Genomic DNA, 23,078 nt, shown 5'->3' with positions numbered 1-23,078 from the left:
CTATATTTGCCTCTGTTTATAAGGTTATGTTTTTAGGTAGTCCTATCTGGCCATTTTGTGACCAGTCATAAAACTGCCATATCAGCTCACTTTGCAATAGGTAAATATTCACATATTTTTATCAATTAGAAACTTTTATATCTCACTTTAAAATATAAATAATAAAGTAATGATCTACCCCTCGAATTTCTTTAAAAAATTCCAGACATAAAAAAAGCGGCCGTTTAACGGGCCGCTTTTTAACTTACTTAAAAGTACTAAAGTCGATTATGGTTTCCACTCGACATTCAAGCTAACGCCTGAGTAAGCACTGTAACCGCGTAAGCTGATGTACCAGGTTCCTGAAGTAGGGTTAGTAAAAGTACATACTTCATTGTTACCGTTTTTATAAGGACGGCAATCGTAGCTTGACGTAGTTGGCTGTGAGCTTTGCTTCACATACAGATCCGCGTCACCTGAACCACCCGACATGGTCACCGTCAGGCTGCTCATTCCAGCTGGAATATCAACAGTGTAGTGATCCCAGGCACGTCGACTGCCTGACAAGTTGGACAGAGATGCAGAACCACCTTCACCACCCGTCGCGCCTTCAGTGAAACTTCCCGTCAGACTAACATTGGAGAAAGTAGAATAAGCACGAACCATTACGTAGTAAGTGCCCGCCTGTACATTACTGATGCTACAAGTTTCTGCATTACCATTTTTGTATGGACGACAGTCGTAGCTAGACGTAGTGGGCTGTGAACCAAACTTCACGTAAAGGTCACCGTCACCCGATCCACCATTGGTTACAAACGAAAGATCCGTTGCACCGGCTGGCACTTCCATTGTGTAGTGAAGCTCTTCACCAGTAGAAGCGGACAAACCTGTTTTAGCTGTACCGTTTTCCAAAGTTGTATCAGAAGGCGGTGGTGGTGGTGGGGTAGTTCCGCCATTACCGTCACAGCCGTTATTGGTGATGTAATCAACCGCTGCTTTGGTTTGCACCAAACCATAACCAAACTTAACATCACGACCGGCAGAACCTAAGTCCTGTGCCGTTGTGTTCAATACATTACGGATTTCTGCAGCACTACAGGTTGGGTGTGTTGACCATACCAGAGCAGCAACACCAGCCACGTGAGGAGAAGCCATAGAGGTTCCACTCATTTTACCGTAGTTACCCGGACCAATATTAATAGACGCTGTTTGACCTAGCTGGTTTAACATCGCTGCGCCATCAGAGTCTGTTGCTGTTACCGCAGGAATTGAAGTCGCATTAGTGTCACCCAATGTTCCACCGAAAGAACCGGCAGCGTTATTATAAATAATCGCGCCAACGCCACCACTGTCCTGACAATTTTTCACTTTGTCATGGAAAGAGATATTTCCACGTTGAATCAAACAAACTTTACCGTTTGCACCAGAATTGGTTGATTCACCAGTTGCCATATCAAATAATGCACCGGAAGCGCTGCCTTGATTTTCCATAGCGTTAACACTGTAACCGTTACTGCCTACTGATAACTCAACAACCGATCCCAAACCTTCTGGGTAAGTCGAGTAAACATCAACACCCGGGCCAGCAATTTCTACCTGAGAGTTTTTCTGTGAAAAATCCGCCAATGCTTTTGAGCTATCAATAGCCGCAACCGACATAACCGCATCGTAAGAAGCTGGGAAAGATTCCGCATCAGTGGTTGATGATGCAACACCATCATTACCAGCGGCAGCAATCAATAACACACCACTGTCGTACAGTGATTGCATTGCGTTGCCTTCAGTGGTTGATGATCCTGAACCACCCAAACTCATATTAACCACATCAGAACCATTGTTTGCACAGGTTTCAATGGCGCTAACCAAAGATGAAGAGTAACCCCAACCTGACTCATTAAATACTTTAATAATGTGCATGTTTGGATCAGTACCAATAACGCCTCGTACACCAAGACCATTATTTAATGCAGCGATAGTTCCAGCTACGTGAGTACCGTGTGGGCCGCCGTGTTGGTACCAGTTTCCAGTACCGCTATTATTAGTACCTGTGATGGTTCCATTTAAAGAACCCATATCTTCGTGTGGCAAATCCAGACCAGAATCAATAACACAGATTTTTTTACCACCTGCTGCTGCAGAAGCAACCGAATCATCAACTTGATCGGCTTGAACCATGCCGATACCGTAAGGCTGACTTTGTGCCATTAAACGACGGGGTTGATCAATTTCGATGTATTCAATATTTGCGTCAGCTTGTAATTTTTGTTTTGCAGAAGCCGATAAAACAGCCGCAACCGCCAGGTTGTTTGGCATATCCAGCTTAACGTTACCGCCAGCTTTTTGAATAGCGTTATGCGCTGCTTTTGCGGCTAAAGTAGCCTTGCCTGATTTATTTAAGGTAGAGAAAGTTGAACCGTTTTTAAATTTGATAATGTAGCGTTGCTCTAATTGTTCAACGGTACCCATTTTATCGGTATTCATTGCTGAAACGGATTTCAGCTGTGCAGGCTGGGCCAGCGCTGCGGAGATTGATCCTGCAACCAGAGTTGTCAGGAATACTTTATTATTTATCATTGAGTAGTCTCTTTTTATCTGTTTAATTATTGCCGCCATTATTTTTATGGTCCCTGGGGCGGCTTATCATTTTCTCCAAGAGAACTCGAAGCTAGCATAGTGATATGAGATAAAATAGAGTAAATATTGCCAACTTATTTTTCTTGCTCTGAGTTTAATAAACGCTTATTCGCGCAGTAAATAGTCCAACTTATCATTTCCACAGGTATCCCCACTACCAATAACTCCCTTAAAAAACAATAAGATACAAAAAAGGGGCGTTAAGCCCCTTTTTTTAATTTCACGATTTAATTAACTCCTGATCAAGCACCATGAAACGCTTTTTCTATTTGCATATGTAAATAATCACGATGCACTCTGGTAGAACCAGTTCCCTTATTGTACTTAATCATACGATTAATGTTTTTCAATTGCGCTGTCGCAGCAGCTTGTGACAGATAGTCATAAGCCGAGCCTTTTTTCGCACCACTGATGGCGATTAATCGCTTAACGTATTCATGCTGTAGGTTTTGCCGATAGGTATTTACATCCGCTGCCAAATCTTCTGCAAAAATACCATCGGTCAAATCATTCAACACGTCATTTAACGTGTACTCATTACCGTACAAAGAAGTATCACTGATCCGTTGCAATACATTTCTGTGCAACAGGTGATCCAATGTATTGCGATGAACATTCAACACCATCTTGTGCAGTTTAGGATCTTCGTTTGTGGTAAACCCATCAAAACCGCGACGTTGTTTTTGCATGTAAGCAAATACTGGCTGGGCATTTTTCAGCACATCGGGTGTGAACAGATGATCTTTCAAGGCTGTCATGGCTTCTTTCTGTGTCGCTTTATCCACCGGTGTATAAGGTTGTGTTGCGCCTTTTTGGCCAACATAAGCCCGATCAATATACACACCACCGATATAACGTGAAATGACACCGGTTTGTGTGCGCCATTCACGCGCAAGATAATTCGCTGACGTTAACAGTTGATGATAGTTTCCACCTTCCTGAGTTGTATTGTCTTTTAATTCAGCAAAGGCTTTATCAATCAACTGAAAACGACCTTCAGCGTATTTAACCGCTTCGTTCGACATATCACCAATCATAATGCGGGGATCTATGTGTAATCCTGGACGACGCATATCATCAGCATCATTACCAAACGCCAAACCATGTTCCGTTGATCGCGAAAGGATCCCTTGCAGACGTTTTTCTTCTGCCTCAGGATCTTCCAGTGCAGGTGAATAGCCGTATTCAATCACCCATAAATCATAAGGACCCGGTTTGGTATCGTAAAAATCACCCTGTGTCATTCCCGGTGGAGCAATATTGGCTGACGGGTAATCCATAACAGAACCGGTTATAACGCCCTGTGTTTTACTCGCATCATGGACATCGGTTGCATTAAATAACTGACTGGCTTTCATGTTGTGATTCAAACCAAGGGTATGACCGATTTCATGCAAAATCAGACGACTCATGGCTTGCTCAACCAGTTTGTGCTTCATGTTGACATCGAACCCATTGATGTCCGACATCACCAATCCGGCCATCATTGAATCGTGTAACAAATGACCGGCACTACAGGTTAGTTCAACAGGAGTGTCTGGCATCATTTCTTCAGCCGTTGCTCCATCGCTGAATAACGAGGTGTATAACCAGCGATTACGGAAATAGGAAAACTCCAGCATAATATCCGAAGCGATGATTTGTCCGGTTAACGGGTTAGGCACACTGGGTCCATAGCCGCCAAAAGGTGGGCGCGGAGATGCCGTCCAACGTAAAACATTATAACGGATATCACCGGCTTCCCATTCAGCGTCATCGGGCTGAACTTTAACCACCACGGCGTTTTTAAATCCGGCTTTTTCAAACGCAATGTTCCAGGCTTCGCCCGCTTGTTTTATGGTGTCCCGCCACTCAACGGGGGTGGTGTTTTCTATCCACCAGACAATTGGCTCCACGGGCTCAGATAATTCAGCCTCTGGATTTTTCTTTTCCAACTTCCAACGATTGATCACATCTTTATAAGGCGCCCAGGAATTAGAAGATAAATCATCAAACTGCTGAGTGAAATAACCGACTCTGGGATCATCACGTCGTGGGTGGTATCCGTTTTCAGGCAATTCAATAAAGGAATGTTGTAACTGCACCGCTACCGTTCGAGGATCAGAAACCGCCTTGCTACCACGGACCATGGGTGCTTTATTATCAAACACGTACTCAACCACAACATCACTGTTCTTCGGAAAGCTACGCACACCAACATATTTGGTTTTAGACTTACTTAAACCACCTAGTTTAAAGCGTGGTTTCGGCTTTTGTCCGGGTACAGGTGGGCGAGGGTAGGGTGATACTTTTTCCAGCGTTTCTGACAACAACAAAGGATCAAGCTTAATTACGTATTGACCTTTGTCTTTATCGTGCGCTTCTATTTTTGCACTGGCTAAAATGGCTTTGCTGATATTGGTGCCGGCAGATCGAGAAATAGCGCTGTCTTCATCGAGCAAATAACGAGGGGTTTTTGAAACCACTTCAATGTTGTCATAAACCTTATTAAACTCCAACAAACGCTGAGTACGAAATGCACCTTTAAAATGCCCTGCGTCCAGAACTCCGTTTACAGTATGAGTGTGATATAAAAATGGCTTGTCGAGCTGCGCCTCGTCAATTACCAGCATCATCGAGCCGGTTTTAGGATCTTGATAAAAATCCAGAAACCCATCGTATTCGGTTTTATCTTTAATCAGTTCAGCGACAGTTTTATCTTTTTTCTTCTTACTGTCTTTACCTTTGTCAGCTGCCATAACGCTATGACTAAGCGCCAGCGCTGTGACCACTCCAATGGCCATACCTTTAAATTTTCTGGTCTGAATCATTCGACCCTTCCTCCGGTTACTTTTATCAACAAAAAACCTGATAGTTATAACGGAGCTAAAATTGAAGCGCTAAGTGTAAAAGGTAACAAAGTGTAAATGCATAGAAGGATTTGAAAAGAACGTATTGAAATTTAGGTGTTTTTTTACTGCGTGTTATTTTTTAACTTAAATCTAACTTACGTCAACCATAGGCATGATTGACGTTAAAACGCCTAACGACCCCAGGGTGATGGGTTATCAAAAGTCGATAAATACAGACTCTCAACTTTTGCTCTTGCCCAATCGGTTTTTCGTAAAAACTTTAACGATGATTTAACCGACGGATTGCTTTTAAAGCAGTTAATATCTATTCGCTGAGCCAGTTTCTCCCAGCCGTAATGATCAACCAGACTTGTTACCACTTTCTCAAGAGTTATTCCATGCAGCGGATTATTGGGTTGCTGTTTTGTCATAATTTAGACGCTTAAACTTTTCGTGCGCAGCTTAATTAATAGTCGTCGGTCAATCCAAGATGCCCCAAAATACCATCGAGTTCATCAAGATTACTGTAACTTAACACCAGCTTTCCTTTACCTTTGGCACCATGTTGAATTGAAACAGGGGCACCAAACTTATCGGAAATCCGTTGTTCCAACTTGGCAATATGAGGATCTTCATCTTTTACCGGATTATTCACTTTCACCGGATTAATGGTTTTACGCACCAGCTTTTCTGTTTCACGAACCGTTAACCCTTTTGCCACCACTTGACGGGCCACTTCCGATTGCTGCTCTTTATCCAGCGATAACAAGGATCGCGCATGACCCATTTCAATATCACCACGTTCTAGCATAACGCGACAAGCTTCGCTTAATTGCAGCAAACGCAATAAATTGGTCACGGTGGTACGACTTTTACCAACCGCATCGGCGGTTTGCTGATGGGTTAATCCAAACTCGGTCATCAACCGTTGCAGCGCCGACGCTTCTTCAATGGCATTCAGATCTTCGCGTTGGATGTTTTCGATCAGCGCCATGGCTATGGCGGCTTCATCGGGTACATCTTTTACCAATGCCGGCACTTCAGACAGTTTGGCCAGTTGTGCTGCACGCCATCGGCGTTCACCGGCAATAATTTCAAATTTATTTTGACCAATAGCCCGAACCACGATTGGCTGAATAATGCCCTGAGCTTTTATCGACTCCGCCAACTCTTCCAGAGCATCGTCAGTCATTATTTTTCGAGGTTGATACTGACCTGGCTGCAAAAACTCAATCGGCAGTTTGCGCAACTCACCTTTTTCGTTTGCTTGAAGGTCATCATCCGATGATGTTGCTGGCTCAGGCTCAGCCGCTTTATTTTCAGCTATTTTCTTACTGATAAACGCATCCAGTCCGCGGCCCAGTCGTTTGCTCATGATGATTCCTGCTCTTTAAAGTCGTTCTATTGATGTTCTGAGTAAATTGCTGTTAGGCATTGGTAACCGCAAGTGGCGGTTCTTTTTGTTCTTGTCGACGAATAATTTCTCCGGCCAATGCCAGATAGCATTTTGCACCGGTTGATAAACGATCATACTGTAACGCTGGCATACCATAACTTGGCGCTTCGGCCAGACGCACATTTCTTGGAATAACACTTCGATAGACTTTATCACCAAAGTATTCATGTAATTGGTTCGAAACTTCGGTCGCCAGACGGTTGCGCGGATCGTACATGGTGCGCAGGATCCCTTCAATTTCTAAATCAGGATTCACATGTTCGACTATCTGATTAATGGTATCCATTAAAGAAGAAATACCTTCCAGTGCATAATACTCACATTGCATCGGAATAAGTACCGAACCTGATGCCACTAAAGCATTAACGGTAAGCATGTTGAGCGAAGGCGGGCAATCAATGAATATATAATCGTAATTCTCTTGAACGGCTTTTAGTGCCGTTTTTAAACGGGACTCTTTATTTTCCAACTCCATTAAATGCACATCGGCAGCGGATAAATCTCCGTTTGCGGCCAACAAATCAAAACCACCATTAACTGCAGGCTGAATCACCTGCTCAGCCGACAAATCTCCCAGTAGTACATCGAGTACATTTTGTTCCTGCTGTGCTTTATCGACACCACAGCCACTGGTAGCATTGCCTTGAGGATCAAGATCCACCAATAACACCTTACGTTTGGTGGCCACTAAAGAGGCAGCAATATTAATACTGGTTGTGGTTTTACCCACACCACCTTTCTGGTTTGTGATTGCAATTATTCTTGCCACTTTGAACCTCAACTATTTTATCTTCAGGCTTTTTTTAATGTCACCAGATGACGTTCAGCATTCAACAGGGGAACCGCCACAGGTTCAACCGACACCAGTTGAATGTTTTCAGGCAGTGATGCCTGTTCGTTTACGGGGTTTTCGCCTTTCATCGCCTGCCACACACCGTCTTCCGCTAACAGGTGGTCAGTCAGATCGGTCATTTTTTGTAAGCTGGCAAAGGCACGACTGACAATAACATCAAACGGTCGATCAGGTTGCCATTGTTCAACTCGGCTGTCTAGCACTGTTACCTGCTTTAATTTCATCTCATGAACTAACTGCTTGAGATAACGTGTTTTTTTTCCATTACTGTCCAACAGCACATATTCCCGGTTTGGTTCCAGTATGGCCAGTGGAATTCCGGGATAGCCTGGGCCGGTGCCAACATCAAGCAATCGACCCGGTCGTAATAAAGGCGCAATCGACAAGGAGTCAAATAAATGAAGGATCACCATTTGCTCCGGATCACGTATCGCCGTCAGGTTATAGGCTTTGTTCCATTTGATCAGTCGCTCAATAATTTCCTGAAACTGACTAAGTTGCTGCTCACCTACACTAAGCCCTAGCTTATTAATACCCTGGGCAATTTTTTTAGACAGATCCATTAAGCTGACTTTCGCAACAGGTTTCGTTTTTTCAAATACACCAACATCAATGATATGGCCGCTGGCGTGACCCCGGAAATACGCGAGGCCTGACCCACCGTTTCTGGTCGACTGTCCTGCAACTTTTGCATCACTTCTGCTGATAAGCCATTAATATCCGAATAATCCAGATCCACCGGAAGCGGGGCATTTTCATAGCGTAAACTACGGTTTATTTCATCTTGCTGCCGTGAAATATAACCGGCGTACTTCGCCTGAACTTCCACCTGTAATGCCACCTGCTCATCTTTAACACCCGGTCCAACGCCTTCAACCGACATTAATTTTTGATAGTCGAGTTCGGGACGCTTTAATAGATCCATCAAGCGCGCTTCGCGCGATAAAGGCTTTTCGATAAATTGATCCAATGCTTTCGCTTGTGAACTACCTGCCTGCACAAAGGATTTATTCAGCCGGGTATTTTCTGCAGCAATGGCTTCCATTTTGTCGCTAAACACTGACCAGCGATGATCATCCACCAGCCCCAGTTTACGACCAGTTTCTGTCAGTCTGGCATCGGCGTTATCTTCACGAAGCAATAAGCGATATTCCGCTCGAGAGGTAAACATCCGGTAGGGTTCTTTGGTGCCGGAAGTGATCAAGTCATCCACCAACACACCCATATAAGCTTCATCGCGACGGGGCGACCAGGCCTCTTTTTCCTGAGCTTGCAGTGACGCATTCAATCCTGCCAGCAATCCCTGAGCGGCGGCTTCTTCATAGCCGGTTGTGCCATTGATCTGTCCGGCAAAAAATAAACCGTTAATAAACTTGGTTTCTAATGAACGCTTTAAGTCCCTTGGATCGAAAAAGTCATATTCGATGGCGTAACCCGGGCGTGTGATAAAAGCATTTTCAAACCCCTTAATGGATCGAACAAACGCCAACTGCACATCAAACGGTAAACTGGTCGAAATACCGTTAGGGTAAACCTCGTGGGTATTTAACCCTTCAGGCTCAATAAAAATCTGGTGCGACGATTTGTCGGCAAATCGCATGATTTTATCTTCAATGGATGGGCAATAACGCGGGCCTATGCCTTCAATATTTCCGGAATACATGGGCGAACGATCCAGACCACTGCGAATAACATCATGGGTCTGGTTATTGGTATGGGTGATCCAGCAATCAATCTGCTTGGGATGATCTTGTCTTGAACCGGTAAACGAAAACACCGGCGTTGGATAATCACCGGGCTGCGCTTCAAGTCCCTCGAAGTTTATTGATTTCGCATCAATACGGGGAGGCGTGCCGGTTTTTAGTCGGTCAACCCGAAAGGGCAATTCACGCAAACGATCCGCAAGCGCGATTGATGGTGGATCGCCGGCCCGGCCACCACTCTGGTTTTGCATACCAATATGGATCACACCACCCAAAAAGGTACCCGTGGTTAAGACAACGGTTTTGGCTGAAAAATCGAGACCCATCTGGGTTTTAACACCCACCACACGGTCATTTTCGATAATTAAATCATCAGCTGCCTGTTGGAATATCTTAAGATTGGGCTGATTTTCAAGCGCTTCCCGTACCGCTGCTTTATAAAGTGCACGATCGGCCTGAGCACGGGTGGCTCGAACCGCAGGGCCTTTCGACGCATTAAGGGTACGAAACTGGATGCCGCCTTTATCAATGGCTCGAGCCATAATGCCGCCAAGCGCATCCACTTCTTTCACCAGATGGCCTTTACCGATACCACCAATGGCCGGGTTGCAACTCATCTGCCCAAGAGTCTCTATATTGTGAGTCAACAGCAGAGTCGAGGATCCCATACGAGCAGCAGCCAGTGCCGCTTCGGTACCCGCATGACCGCCGCCAATGACAATCACATCAAACTGTTCTGCAAAACGCATAAAATCGTGTCACTTTTCGAAAATGGGCGCCGATTTTACCTGAGTTTGCCTAAATTTTGAACGCTGTCGATGTATTTAATCTGTATATCTGCTATTAAATAAGGTAACTTATTGATTTACTTTATTAATTATAAAAAACAGGTGTAAACCCAAGGACACTTCATGGTCAGGAAAATCTTTCGCTTCTTGCTGTTATTGTTATTACTTGTCGTCACTGTTGCATTTTATGGCTGGCGTGAAACTGGCCAGATCATTGAGTCGGCTCAGGATAAATTACCGCAGCACTTTTCACTGCACTATAAACATCACTATATCAACTCACAGGGCGAAATTGTCTTAACCAACCCAAGAGTCAATCATTCCATTTACGGTTTGTTGCTACAGGCAGATGTATTGACATTTGAACCGGGTGGCTGGGATGAACTATTTGATTTGAACGAACAGATTATTCGTTCGGAATATACAGAAGCAGGGCAATTTAACTTTACCAATATCGAAATACCTATCAGTAATCTGGCAAAATCACTCAAACAAACCAGTGATCTCACTTTAATAAAGTTAATGGCACAACAATGCGGCGACTCTGAAAGTTTTTCTTTGGTGGACTTAATTAATACCGGAGTTACAAAAGTAACCGGATTTATGGATCTAAATTATCAATACGACAGTCTTGCAAAAAATCTTAAACTCACCAGTAGCGTTAAACTCGATCAACTGGCATCTTTTGAATGGCAGTTCGAATTAAACGACGTGATACCCGACAGCCTAACATCGCCTTATTTAGTATACGCTCAATGGGTCATGTTCGATCCTCATGTCATTAACAGTCGCAATCAATATTGCGCCAAACTTTCTGATCAATCGATGGCTAATTTTAAACAATCCCATGCCGAAGCCGTTATTAATCATCTGCAAAATAATGGCATTGTTGTATCTGATTTATTAATAGAGCAATATGAGAACTTTACTAACACCCCGGAAAACTTTTCGTTTACTCTAAGCCCTAGAACTGGTATCCGTTTAAATACTATAGATGAGCTATCTTTGGCTGAAAAAGTTAATGCCTTCGGTATGAAGTTGAATATAAATGGTCGTGCAATTACTGAACTTAAAACAGAAAAGACCAAAGAAGAGTTAGCACAAGAAAAACAAAAACAGAATAAACCAGCAGTTGTTCAGCCAGTATCAAAGATTATTCGTAATCCATCACTCTATCAACTAAAGCAACGCTTAAATGAAACTGTCCTGTTAATCGACGAGAATGGGAGGGAGTATGAAGGTCGCTTGCTATTAGTAACCGCAAAATTGGTTAAACTGGAAATTCGACAATCGGGTGGTAAGGCACAGGTTAGGTTTAAGCCGCAACAAGTGAAATCAATTGAACCTATATAATCTATTAAAAATATCTTGTAGCGAAGCAACCCGATAACTAGCTCAACCTCTCCTTCAGTACTCAGTAAAAATATTGTACTGAAGGAGTTTTATTTTAATTGAAATTCAATAAAAAATTATTTGCCAATACAAAAGCTGGAAAAAATACGCCCTAATAAATCGTCGGCAGAAAACTCACCGGTAATTTCGCTTAATTGATTTTGTGCCTGACGCAATTCTTCAGCAACCAACTCACCAGCGTTATGAGTCGTTAACTGATACATAGCTTTATCGGTATGATCGCTGGCACTTTCTATTGCCTCAATATGACGGCGTCTTGCCATAAATACACCATCACCGGTGGATTCATACCCCATACAATCTTTAAGGTGTTGCTTTAGCTCACTTATACCCTGGCTACTTTTAGTACTGAGAAATAACGTTTTTGACTGGGTTTGTTTTAATGTTTCTGTCGATCCAATCAGGTCACATTTATTATAGACAACCGTTAATGGTGGTAATTGTTGAATATGACTGGATAAAAAAGTTATTACATCCTGCATGCTTGCTTGCGGATCTTTGTCCGTAGCATCAACCACCAATAATAATCGATCCGCCTGTTCAATTGCCTGCCAGGCTCGGGTAATGCCAATTTTTTCAACATGATCACCCGACTCCCGCAAACCAGCGGTATCAATAATGTGCAATGGCATACCATCAATATGGATATGCTCTTTTAAAATATCTCGAGTGGTTCCCGGAATATCTGTGACAATTGCACTGTCTTTACCGGATAACACATTCAGCAAGCTGGATTTTCCGGCGTTAGGTTTACCCGCCAACACCACATTCATACCATCACGTAAAATAGCACCTTGCTGCGCTTCCTGTTGCAACTGTGCAATAGATGAAACGATGGCCCGCAAATCTTTCTCTACTTTACCATCGGATAAAAAATCTATTTCCTCTTCGGGAAAATCAATGGCGGCTTCAACATAGAGTCTCAAATGAATTAATTGCTCAACCAGATTGTGTACTTTATTTGAAAACTCGCCCTGTAAACTTTTAAGTGCACTTTTTGCAGCTTGTTCCGAAGAGGCATCAATTAAATCGGCAATGGCTTCTGCTTGTGCCAGATCGATTTTATCATTGAGAAATGCGCGTTCCGAAAACTCCCCCGGATGGGCCATCCTTACACCGAGTTGAATAATGCGTTTAATCAACATATCTAAAACCACAGGTCCGCCATGTCCCTGCAGTTCAACCACATCTTCGCCAGTAAATGAATGAGGATTTTTAAAGAAAAGTGCGATCCCTTGATCAACAACCTGATCATTTTCAAGATGAAAATTTAGATAGGTGGCAATACGGGGTTTTAAAACTTGGCCCGTAATGGCTACGCCAATGTTGGAAGCTTTTGCGCCAGAGATACGAATAATACCCACACCACCTCGACCGGGTGGTGTGGCTAGTGCGACGATTGTGTCTTGCTGAAACTCCGTTTGCTCTGAAGATCCAATAATTTCCGTCGCACTCATAAATTTGATCGCTAGGCTTTTTTCGCCGCGTACTCACGCTCTATTTTTTTGGTGATATAGAGTTGTTGAGCTATCGACAATAAGTTATTCACTAACCAGTAAAGTACCAGACCAGCAGGGAAGAAAATAAAGAATACGGTCATCATTACTGGTAAAAACTGCATGATTTTTTGTTGCATGGGATCCATAGTTGCAGCAGTCGGTTGCAGTTTTTGCATCCCCCACATGGAAATACCCATTAATATTGGCAAAATATAATAAGGATCGGCCGCGGATAAATCCTGGATCCATAATGCTAATGGCGCATGTCGAATTTCATAACTCTCCAACAACACCCAGTAAAGTGCAAAAAATACTGGCATTTGTACAATAAGAGGCAAACAACCACCCATGGGGTTCACTTTTTCTTTCTTGTACATTTCCATCATCGCCATGGACATTTTCTGACGATCATCACCATAGCGTTCTTTAAGTTGCTGTAATTTCGGTTGCAATAACCGCATTTTAGCGAACGACCGGTATTGCGCATTAGCTAATGGGTAAAGCAGAAGTTTCACCGTAACCGTAACCAAAATAATGGCCACACCCCAATTCACCACTATGGATTGGAAAAAAGTTAATAACCAGAAAAGCGGCTGGCCAATCCACCAGAAAATGCCATAGTCCACGGTAAGATCAAGTCCTTCCGCTAACTGTTCTAATTGTTCCTGTTCTTTTGGTCCCATATACAAGGTACTGCTGATTTCTTTAGTCGCCTGAGGACCGACACTCACCCATTGTTGCATTACTCGAATGATAGAGACATTTTTGTTCTTCAACACTTGTGAGGTTATTTCATTAATACCCTGTTGGTTCGGGATCCAGGCAGTAACAAAGTAGTGCTGCAAAAACGCTACCCAGCCCGCCTTGGTTTTTAAATTTAGATTGGCTTCATCCATGTCGTCAAAATCGTATTTTTCATAACGCGTTTCTTCCGTAGAATAAGCAGCACCAGTGTAGGCCTGAATACCAAAGCCACTGCCGCCCTCGGAAGACACATAACGATCCCGGTTAAGCTGATTAAACATTCTGACATTCAGCTCTTCAGATGATTTATTATTGATGCGATAACTGACCGCTAAATCATATTGATCCTTCGCCAGCTCGAACACTTTATAAAATTCCACACCATCACTGTTGATCCAGCGAAGAACCAGACGACTGCCTTTGTCGGTGGTACTGTTTTCAATCACATTAAACTGAGCACGACCTTTTGCCGTATCAGGCGCATTTTCACCAATCAAACCACTTTTAGCGACAAATGTTCGATTTTGCGTGCGATTCAATAACTCGATTTTATTATCGTTTTGATTCAGTTTTTCATTAAATTTCAACAACCGAGCCAGCACAACATCTCCGCCATGAGTATCAATATTCAACTCAAGTACATTGTTTTTCAGAGTGATGGTTTCTGATTGATTGTGTGTTACCGGTTGCTCAGTAGGGGTGGCTTGAGGAATATCTGAGTCAGAAGAGCTATCCGGCTGGTAGGTTTGCGAGGGAATACCCGACTCATTTTGACTGATAGCAGCGCTTTCAGCTGCTACATCTGATTGCACAGGTGGCTTTGGTGCGTAATCTTCTTGCCATTGTTGATACATTAAAAACGTTACAAAGGCGAGGGCAAGCAATAAAATTCCGCGGGAAGATTCCATAATCTACAATCTCAAATTTTCTTAATGTTTGTGTTTGTGAACGCCACTGAATGATTCCGGTACCGGATCGTTTCCGCCGTCATTGAGCGGATGGCACCTTAAAATTCGTTTTATTGATAACCAGCTGCCTCTTAAAACACCATGCTTTTCCAATGCTTCTATGGCATAGGATGAGCAGCTGGGGTAAAAACGACATCGATCACCCAACAAAGGACTTAATGCCTTTTTGTAGAGCCTTATAATCAATATCAATAATTTTCGCATAGTTTTCGAGTTTTTCGCCACACATGAGCCAATGCATCATCAATGGCTTTTGCGTCCATATGATTAATATCTCGACGAACCATAAAGACAAAGTCGACCGCCGGTAAACGGTGTTGGTTTAAGCGGAACGACTCTCTGATCTTTCGTTTGATCAGGTTTCTGCCAGTGGCCAGTTTAACCTGCTTCTTGGCAATTGCTAAGCCCAGTCTAGGGTGTGTTTGCCCGTTTTTACGAAACAACACAGTAAACGCTTTATTACCAATGCGATTGGCATCAGCAAATACAAATGAAAATTGCTTAGCGCTTAAAAGACGAAGCTCCTGCGAAAAACCAAACGAGTTCGTTTCGGAACCCATCATAGTTTCAGCAAGAGCCTGCGTTTTATTCTAGAAACTAGAGTCGTATTAGGCGCTAAGTACTTTGCGGCCTTTTGCACGACGACGAGCCAAAACAGCGCGTCCGTTTTTAGTTGCCATACGCGCACGGAAACCGTGAGTACGCTTACGCTTTAAATTACTTGGTTGAAATGTACGTTTCATTGTTAAAAACCCGCGGTTGCTTTAATCCAACTGTACTCCCAACTTGGGAGGGGGCGAAATTCTAGCCGATGCGTCTATTGAGATCAACGAGTTTCTGCCGAAATAACAGGCAATAACCGCTATTTTAACGCTTCCCATAGACTTAAAAATACCGCTCTCCACCAAAAACCCACTATATCGTCCATAGTTCGATCAATTTATATCAATATATAGTAATTAAATAATCTTAACTGTGGAAAATAATATTTTAAAATAAATTACCATTTTCCGATGTTTTCCCATTATTTCTTCAAATTCTATCAAAACCCTACCAAAAGACTATTCAAAGTTCACAAACAAGCTATCCACACACCACCTATATTTATATTTAATAATAAATATAAAAAGATCTTTATAAGATCTATTATTAGTCAAAGGATTATCTGTGGATAAGTGGGTATTTTATATTAAATACAATAGTTTATATTAATAATAACCCTGTGTTTCATCATTATATAACCCAGGTATAATCTAGGTATAGATCTTGGATAAAATGATTATTTATAAAAAAGTAATAATTATTAACAAGAAAGTTACAATAACACAGGGTAATTAACCCCTGATTTAATCCACTTAATAATAAAAGACCAATAACTGTTCAGTTTAATTATTATTCAAAAAATTAGTTTGATTTAAACAAACTGTGGAAAAGTAATGGATCAGAAATCAAAATCGATCTACACTCGCTAGCTATCAAAAAATATAACAAGCAAATCGATTATTCGGGGCACTAGAACATTGGAACAAGAGCACTGGCAATATTGTGCAAGCAGACTCAGGGATGAACTGGCACCTACTCAGTTCAACACCTGGATCCGTCCATTAAAAATCAACGAAAATAATGAATCTATTACGGTCAGTGCCCCTAACCGATTTGTACTTGATTGGGTGAGAGAAAACTATTTAAATAAAATCAATAGTTTACTTGAGGATATCGATCAACGAACACCAAAAAAGGTTAATTTAACGATTGGCCAGTCAGAACCCTCTGCAGTTAATCATAAACCTCAACAGCCGCGGCAAATTAATCCTGCACCAGCGAAACAACAACCAAAACCAAACTCAAAAGTTTCCATTGATCACCGTTCAAACTTAAATCCAAATTTCAGTTTTGAAAAGTTTGTTGAAGGTAAATCAAATCAGTTGGCCAATGCAGCGGCCAAACAGGTCTCAGAGAACCCGGGTACGGCTTATAATCCTTTATTTATCTATGGCGGTGTGGGTTTAGGTAAAACCCATTTAATGCATGCTGTAGGCAATCTAATCTTAGATAAGAAACCTAACGGTAAAGTAATATATTTACACTCTGAACGGTTTGTTGCCGACATGGTTAAAGCGCTGCAAACCAACACCATTGATGAATTTAAACGTTATTATCGCTCTGTCGATGCCTTATTGATTGATGATATTCAGTTTTTTGCCAATAAAGAGCGTTCACAGGAAGAGTTTTTTCATACGTTTAACGCACTGCTTGAAGGCAATCAGCAAGTTATTTTGACCTGTGATCGCTATCCAAAAGAAATCGATGGTGTAGAAGAACGATTAAAATCTCGTTTTGGCTGGGGATTAACCGTGTCCATTGAGCCACCAGAACTCGAAACCCGTGTTGCTATTTTAATTTCAAAGGCAGAATCCTCAGGAATTAAATTGCCTAATGAAGTGGCATTTTTTATCGCCAAACGGATTCGTTCAAATGTTCGTGAGTTGGAAGGGGCGCTTAAGCGGGTTATCGCCAACGCTCAATTTACCGGAAAACCAATCACCATTGAATTTGTGAAAGAAGCGTTAAGGGATCTTATCGCTGCGCAAGATAAACAAATCAGTGTCGAAAATATTCAAAAAACTGTCGCTGAGTATTATAAGATTAAGGTCGCTGATATATTATCTAAGCGTCGCAGTCGTTCCGTTGCTCGGCCCAGACAAGTTGCCATGAGTCTGGCAAAAGAATTAACCAATCGCAGTTTGCCAGAAATTGGTGACGCCTTTGGCGGTAAAGATCACACAACAGTGCTGCATGCCTGTCGTAAGATCAAAGAATTAAAAGATGAAAACCTCGATATCGAAGAAGATTACACCAACCTACTTCGTATATTAACTAGTTGATTTTAAAGGTAATTTTATGAAATTATCGCTTACACAGCAGGCACTTTACGGGCCTTTGCAATTGGTTAGTGGTGCGGTAGAGCGTCGACAGACGTTACCGGTTCTGGCTAATGTTTTACTGCAGGTTGAAGATGGTCAGCTCTCGATCACGGGCACCGATCTAGAAGTTGAAATGGTTGCCCATATTCCCCTTGATGGTGAGTTTGAGCCTGGTGAAACCACGGTACCGGCAAAAAAATTCGTCGATATCATAAAAAGCTTATCGCAAGACGAACACGTAGGTCTGGAATTAATTGAGAATAAAGTTAAATTATCGACCACTAAAAGTCGTTTTACTCTATCTACCTTACCTGCGACCGAGTTTCCCAGTCTCGAAGATTCCTTAGGGCTAGCCGATATTAAACTGAATGTTGACGAGCTTAAATCGGTGATCAGTGACACCCAGTTTGCCATGGCACAGCAGGATGTCCGTTACTATCTGAATGGCATGCTGTTCGACTTCAGTCCCGATAAAAAGCTGATTGCTGTTGCCACCGACGGCCATCGTCTTGCCATGTCCTCAACGGACATTGAAAGTGATATTCAGGAACGCCAACAAGCCATTGTACCGCGCAAGGGTGTATTGGAACTGAATCGTTTTCTATCCAGTGTTGATGAAGCGATCCAGTTACAAATCAGTGGTAATCATATAAAAGCCTCCAGTAATCATTTTTCATTCACTTCCAAGTTAGTCGATGGAAAATACCCGGATTACGAAAAAGTACTGCCGAAAGGCGGTGATAAACTGGTGGTCGCCAATCGTTCCAACTTAAGAGACTCATTACAAAAGGCGTCTATTTTATGTAATGAAAAATTCAGAGGGGTTCGATTTAACCTGCTGAATGGCCAAGTAAAAATTCATTCGAATAATCCTGAGCAGGAAGAAGCTGAAATTGAGCTGGAAGTGGATTACAACGGGCCCGATCTTGAAATAGGGTTTAACGTTAATTACATGCTGGATGTATTAGGCACGGTATCCAGCGAAAACGTAAAACTGACTTTTTCCGATGCTAACAGCAGTTTATTGGTGGAAGAAATAGACGGCTCTACCAGTGTTTACGTCATCATGCCGATGAGGTTGTAGTCTAGCCTTTCATGTTAATTCGTCAGTTAAAGCTAAGCAATGTGCGCAACATTGCTTACGCTGACCTTAGTCTTCATCCAAAACTCACCATCATAACGGGCGACAATGGCGCCGGTAAATCCAGTTTACTGGAAGCTCTGTCATTATTAGCCAATGGCAAATCCTTTCGCACTGGCAAAGTTGCCAAGGTTATACAATCGAATACCGATAAATTAACCGTATTTGCTCATGGCTTTATCGAGGATTATCCCTTTCAGGTAGGCTTAAGTCGTTCACTTTCTGGTGACTATAAAGCCAAAATTAATGGTGATATTTGTCAAAAGCAATACGAGCTCACTCAATTATTGCCCGTTTTCTCCATAGTTCCTGGTTTTTATGATCAAATATCATTGCAACGTCAGGCGAGATTAAAGCTACTCGATTGGGGAGTGTTCCACGTGGAACATAATTTTTACAGCGTTTGGCGTGATTTCAATAAAGTGTTAAAACAACGCAATGCTCTACTAAAACAAATTAAATATAAAGGGCATGGGTTGAAAGACTTATCCTACTGGGATTCTTTGTTCTGCAATACTTCCGAGCAACTGACCGAATTAAGGCTTCGCTATTTTAAGTCCATAAGTCAGCTGTTCGAAAATAATCAGTTGGATTACTCAGAGTTTTTGCAGGGTATCGATATGGAGTATTTGACGGGTTCCAGTAAATCATCAAGTTTGTCAGAGGTACTGAAAAATAATCAGGAATCGGATATACAAAGAGGCAGTACACAAAGTGGTCCTCATAGAGCCGATTTTCGTCTGATTAAAGACAAGCAAAACATCCTGGAAACAGCTTCCAGGGGACAACAAAAAATATTGATTAATGGTGTAATGTTGGCGATGATTCAATGCTTTTTAATGAAGAACAATAAGCCTTGTCTTATTTGTATTGATGACTTGCCGTCAGAGTTAGATAGCAGCAATCAGGAGCGTTTACTAAAGGCTCTGATGGCGTTAGAAGGCGCACAAATAGTGCTAACTGCCATCACACAAGACTCCCTGCCAAGGGCAATTTCAGGGTATAATAGGCAAATGTTTCACGTGGAACACGGCCAGTTCCAGGTGCAGAATAGTCAACAATAAAGGTATATATATGTCAGAGAATGCAGATTACGGCTCATCCAGTATTAAGGTATTAAAAGGACTCGATGCGGTAAGGAAACGACCGGGTATGTATATCGGCGATACCGACGACGGTACCGGTTTGCACCATATGGTTTTTGAGGTGGTGGATAACTCCATTGATGAGGCTCTAGCCGGCCACTGTAATGATATTAAAGTGACAATACATACCGATAACTCAGTAACGGTTTCCGATGATGGTCGTGGTATTCCAGTGGATATCCACCCAGAAGAGGGGGTTTCTGCTGCACAGGTTATTATGACGGTTCTGCACGCTGGCGGTAAGTTCGACGATAACTCCTATAAAGTATCCGGTGGATTACACGGTGTGGGCGTATCTGTTGTTAATGCTTTATCCGACGAACTTAAAATTACCATTCGTCGTCAGGGTAAAGTGCATGAACAGATGTATCATCTGGGCGAACCCTTCAGTGATCTTAAGGTTGTGGGGGATACAAATGTTACAGGTACAGACTTAAGATTTAAACCAAGCGATAAAATTTTTACAAATATAGAGTTCCACTACGACATTCTGGCCAAACGATTGCGTGAACTCTCATTCCTGAACTCCGGTGTTTCGATTATTTTAAAAGACGAACGCAACGGAAAAGAAGATCATTTTAAGTACGAAGGCGGTATTCAAGCCTTTGTTGAGTACTTAAACCAAAACAAAACGCCCATTCATAACGAAGTATTCCACTTTACGACGCAGCGTGAAGAAGACGATATTGGCGTAGAAGTGTCGATGCAGTGGAATGATGGGTATCAGGAGAATATTTACTGCTTCACCAATAATATCCCTCAGCGTGATGGCGGTACCCATTTAGCAGGATTCCGTGCCGCGCTTACGCGTACCCTAAATAACTTTATTGAAAAAGAAGGCATGAACAAGGGCAAAGTCAGCACAGCGGGCGATGATGCTCGAGAAGGATTGACCGCCGTAATATCAGTAAAAGTACCGGATCCCAAGTTTTCGTCGCAAACCAAAGATAAGTTAGTGTCGTCGGAAGTGAAAAGTGCAGTAGAGCAGGCCATGGGTGAAAAGCTCGGTGAGTATTTGTTAGAGAATCCAACCGAAGCGAAAATGATTGTCAATAAAATGGTGGAAGCGGCCCGAGCACGGGAAGCAGCCCGTAAAGCCCGTGAAATGACACGCCGTAAAGGGGCGCTGGATATTGCTGGCCTGCCAGGTAAATTGGCGGATTGTCAGGAAAAAGACCCGGCGTTATCTGAACTCTACATAGTGGAGGGTGACTCGGCGGGTGGTTCTGCTAAGCAGGGGCGTAATCGTAAGAATCAGGCGATTCTTCCACTAAAAGGTAAAATCCTTAATGTGGAAAAAGCGCGTTTTGATAAAATGCTGTCGTCTGCTGAAGTTGGCACCTTAATTACCGCTTTGGGTTGTGGAATTGGCCGCGATGAATTTAATGCGGAAAAGATCCGTTATCATCGAATCATTATAATGACCGATGCTGACGTGGATGGAGCACACATCCGAACCTTATTATTGACCTTCTTCTACCGTCAAATGCCCGAGTTTATAGAAAACGGTTACGTTTATATTGCGCAACCACCGTTGTATAAAGTGAAAAAAGGCAAACAGGAAACTTATCTGAAAGACGATCCTGCATTAGAAGCCTACTTAACCAATTTAGCGCTAAACGATACCGCTTTGTACGTTAATCCGGATGCACCACCAATTAAAGGGCAGGGTCTGGCAGAGTTGGTTGAAGATTATCGTGAAGTAGAAAAGTTGATTGACCGGTTGGCGCGTTTGTATCCGTCAGAAGTGATGAAGAACCTGATTTACTTACCCGAACTAAGCGCGGAGTCATTAGGTGATCGCTCTAAAGTAGAAGTCTGGTGTGACGCAATGCTTGAAGCGATTAATCAGGATAAAACAGCCGGTGCTGTTCGTTATGAAGTTACTATCAAAGAAGATCATGAACGTCATATTTATTATCCAGAAGTTAATGTGATCCATCATGGCCTTGAACACCCCTATGCTTTTAACCATGAGTTTTTCGGCTCGAACGACTACGCCAAAGTAATCTCAATCGGAAAACGAGTAACAGGTTTGGTGGAAGTGGGTGCTTACATACAGCGTGGCGAACGTAAACAGATGGTTTCAAGCTTCGAACAAGCTTTGGAATGGTTAATGAAGCAGTCTCGTAAAGGTCTGGCGGTACAGCGCTACAAAGGACTGGGCGAGATGAACCCTGAGCAGCTTTGGGAAACCACCATGGATCCCGACTCACGTCGTATGTTGCAGGTTACCATTGAAGACGCTGTGGCAGCGGATCAACTGTTCACCTGTTTGATGGGTGATCACGTGGAACCTCGTCGAGAGTTTATTGAAAATAATGCATTAGCCGTGGCGAACCTGGACGTTTAAATTCACACAGAGGACACTAAAAGATGACATCTATTAAAGCAGTGATTGTACCGGCAAAAACAGTGTTTATAGGATTGTTATTCGTTGTACTCAGCGGCTGCGCAGCCAAACAGTTGGGTCGTGATACCTGTGCGACTCAACTGGAGATTGCCTGGAAAGAACTGGATATTGCTAAAACCGAAGGCTTTGCCGGATCCGTCAGTTACACCAAAGCAGTGGGCTTATTATCGGCGGCCAAGTTTCAGCAATCGATAGAGCGTTATGACAGTTGCCTGGATAAGGTAAGCCGGGCCAGAGTTTATATTGCAGAGGCAAAACAAGGGCAATAACTGCAATTCTCATTATTTAAAACAAAAAACCACCTTAAATAAGGTGGTTTTTTTATTGCTAATTGTAATAGCTTAAAGGTTAGTAAGTTATTACTCTTTTAATTTATATAAGCACCTCTCCTAGCGTTAATTTATTCTCATTAATTATTTAACCTGAGCTGCGGATAAGAAAAGTGAACTAAATGCCCTTGCGGTGATCAGATCTTTCGACGAAAAAAGAAAAATCACACAGGACAAGGGCATGACTAATTTAGAGGCAATTTACGTAGATGTCGATGATTTTTGTTTGTTATTTGAACCTCAATGGCAAGCGCATTT

Annotated in this window: 18 protein-coding genes; 6 read left to right on the top strand and 12 right to left on the bottom strand. The window is 42.5% G+C overall.

Features of this window, described 5'->3' with window-relative positions; all coding sequences use genetic code 11:
* Window positions 1-267: 267 nt before the first annotated feature.
* The 7 genes from C8D97_RS18530 to mnmG form a co-directional block, all read right to left on the bottom strand.
* The gene (locus C8D97_RS18530) at window positions 268-2,553 is read right to left on the bottom strand and encodes a S8 family serine peptidase (RefSeq protein ID WP_109764655.1); all 2,286 of its coding nucleotides are present in this window, start codon (window positions 2,551-2,553) and stop codon (window positions 268-270) included.
* A 302-nt stretch (window positions 2,554-2,855) separates the two neighbouring features.
* The gene (locus C8D97_RS15200) at window positions 2,856-5,423 is read right to left on the bottom strand and encodes a zinc-dependent metalloprotease (protein WP_210204968.1); all 2,568 of its coding nucleotides are present in this window, start codon (window positions 5,421-5,423) and stop codon (window positions 2,856-2,858) included.
* 212 nt (window positions 5,424-5,635) lie between these two features.
* Entirely contained in the window at window positions 5,636-5,875 is a 240-nt protein-coding gene (locus tag C8D97_RS15195) for a VF530 family protein (protein ID WP_109764654.1), read from the bottom strand.
* Between the two features lie 35 nt (window positions 5,876-5,910).
* A complete protein-coding gene (locus C8D97_RS15190) occupies window positions 5,911-6,819 on the bottom strand; it encodes a ParB/RepB/Spo0J family partition protein (protein WP_245411471.1) in 909 nt (302 codons plus the stop codon).
* A 52-nt stretch (window positions 6,820-6,871) separates the two neighbouring features.
* Window positions 6,872-7,669: a ParA family protein gene (locus C8D97_RS15185; protein ID WP_109764652.1), complete on the bottom strand. Its 798-nt coding sequence runs from the start codon at window positions 7,667-7,669 to the stop codon at window positions 6,872-6,874.
* A gap of 23 nt (window positions 7,670-7,692) precedes the next feature.
* Entirely contained in the window at window positions 7,693-8,316 is a 624-nt protein-coding gene (rsmG, locus tag C8D97_RS15180; RefSeq protein ID WP_109764651.1) for a 16S rRNA (guanine(527)-N(7))-methyltransferase RsmG, read from the bottom strand.
* Window positions 8,316-10,205, bottom strand: a complete 1,890-nt coding sequence (mnmG, locus tag C8D97_RS15175) for a tRNA uridine-5-carboxymethylaminomethyl(34) synthesis enzyme MnmG (protein ID WP_109764650.1) — start codon at window positions 10,203-10,205, stop codon at window positions 8,316-8,318. The genes rsmG and mnmG overlap by 1 nt, the downstream gene beginning before the upstream one ends.
* 162 nt (window positions 10,206-10,367) lie before the next feature.
* Here mnmG and C8D97_RS15170 point away from each other — a divergent pair, with 162 nt between their 5' ends.
* Entirely contained in the window at window positions 10,368-11,597 is a 1,230-nt protein-coding gene (locus tag C8D97_RS15170; RefSeq protein ID WP_109764649.1) for a hypothetical protein, read from the top strand.
* Between the two features lie 116 nt (window positions 11,598-11,713).
* Here C8D97_RS15170 and mnmE read toward each other — a convergent pair whose 3' ends face one another.
* From mnmE to rpmH, 5 genes are read right to left on the bottom strand one after another with little or no spacing between them, the layout of a single operon-like run.
* Window positions 11,714-13,114 (bottom strand): tRNA uridine-5-carboxymethylaminomethyl(34) synthesis GTPase MnmE, encoded by a 1,401-nt coding sequence (mnmE, locus tag C8D97_RS15165; RefSeq protein ID WP_109764648.1) that lies wholly within the window; start codon window positions 13,112-13,114, stop codon window positions 11,714-11,716.
* A gap of 11 nt (window positions 13,115-13,125) precedes the next feature.
* On the bottom strand, window positions 13,126-14,808 hold the full coding sequence (yidC, locus tag C8D97_RS15160; protein WP_109764647.1) for a membrane protein insertase YidC: 1,683 nt from the start codon (window positions 14,806-14,808) through the stop codon (window positions 13,126-13,128).
* A 21-nt stretch (window positions 14,809-14,829) separates the two neighbouring features.
* Window positions 14,830-15,072, bottom strand: coding sequence for a membrane protein insertion efficiency factor YidD (yidD, locus tag C8D97_RS15155; protein ID WP_210204967.1), 243 nt, complete (start codon window positions 15,070-15,072; stop codon window positions 14,830-14,832).
* Window positions 15,057-15,431, bottom strand: coding sequence for a ribonuclease P protein component (gene rnpA / locus C8D97_RS15150; RefSeq protein WP_245411470.1), 375 nt, complete (start codon window positions 15,429-15,431; stop codon window positions 15,057-15,059). Before rnpA ends, yidD begins: the two co-directional genes overlap by 16 nt.
* A gap of 45 nt (window positions 15,432-15,476) precedes the next feature.
* A complete protein-coding gene (gene rpmH, locus C8D97_RS15145; RefSeq protein ID WP_109764645.1) occupies window positions 15,477-15,611 on the bottom strand; it encodes a 50S ribosomal protein L34 in 135 nt (44 codons plus the stop codon).
* Window positions 15,612-16,388: 777 nt separating this feature from the next.
* Between rpmH and dnaA the strand changes: the two genes are divergently transcribed.
* From dnaA to C8D97_RS15120, 5 genes are read left to right on the top strand one after another with little or no spacing between them, the layout of a single operon-like run.
* Window positions 16,389-17,753: a chromosomal replication initiator protein DnaA gene (gene dnaA / locus C8D97_RS15140; RefSeq protein ID WP_245411469.1), complete on the top strand. Its 1,365-nt coding sequence runs from the start codon at window positions 16,389-16,391 to the stop codon at window positions 17,751-17,753.
* A gap of 16 nt (window positions 17,754-17,769) precedes the next feature.
* Entirely contained in the window at window positions 17,770-18,876 is a 1,107-nt protein-coding gene (gene dnaN, locus C8D97_RS15135; RefSeq protein WP_109764643.1) for a DNA polymerase III subunit beta, read from the top strand.
* An 11-nt stretch (window positions 18,877-18,887) separates the two neighbouring features.
* Window positions 18,888-19,997, top strand: a complete 1,110-nt coding sequence (recF, locus tag C8D97_RS15130; protein ID WP_109764642.1) for a DNA replication/repair protein RecF — start codon at window positions 18,888-18,890, stop codon at window positions 19,995-19,997.
* A 10-nt stretch (window positions 19,998-20,007) separates the two neighbouring features.
* Window positions 20,008-22,431 carry a DNA topoisomerase (ATP-hydrolyzing) subunit B gene (gene gyrB, locus C8D97_RS15125; RefSeq protein WP_109764641.1) on the top strand — a complete coding sequence of 808 codons (2,424 nt, stop codon included), beginning with the start codon at window positions 20,008-20,010 and terminating at the stop codon, window positions 22,429-22,431.
* 23 nt (window positions 22,432-22,454) lie between these two features.
* Entirely contained in the window at window positions 22,455-22,760 is a 306-nt protein-coding gene (locus C8D97_RS15120) for a hypothetical protein (RefSeq protein ID WP_109764640.1), read from the top strand.
* Window positions 22,761-23,078 lie beyond the last annotated feature (318 nt).

The sequence above is a fragment of the Pleionea mediterranea genome (assembly GCF_003148745.1).
In the GTDB taxonomy this organism is placed as follows: domain Bacteria; phylum Pseudomonadota; class Gammaproteobacteria; order Enterobacterales; family Kangiellaceae; genus Pleionea; species Pleionea mediterranea.
This window is presented reverse-complemented; position numbering and strand designations above follow the sequence as displayed.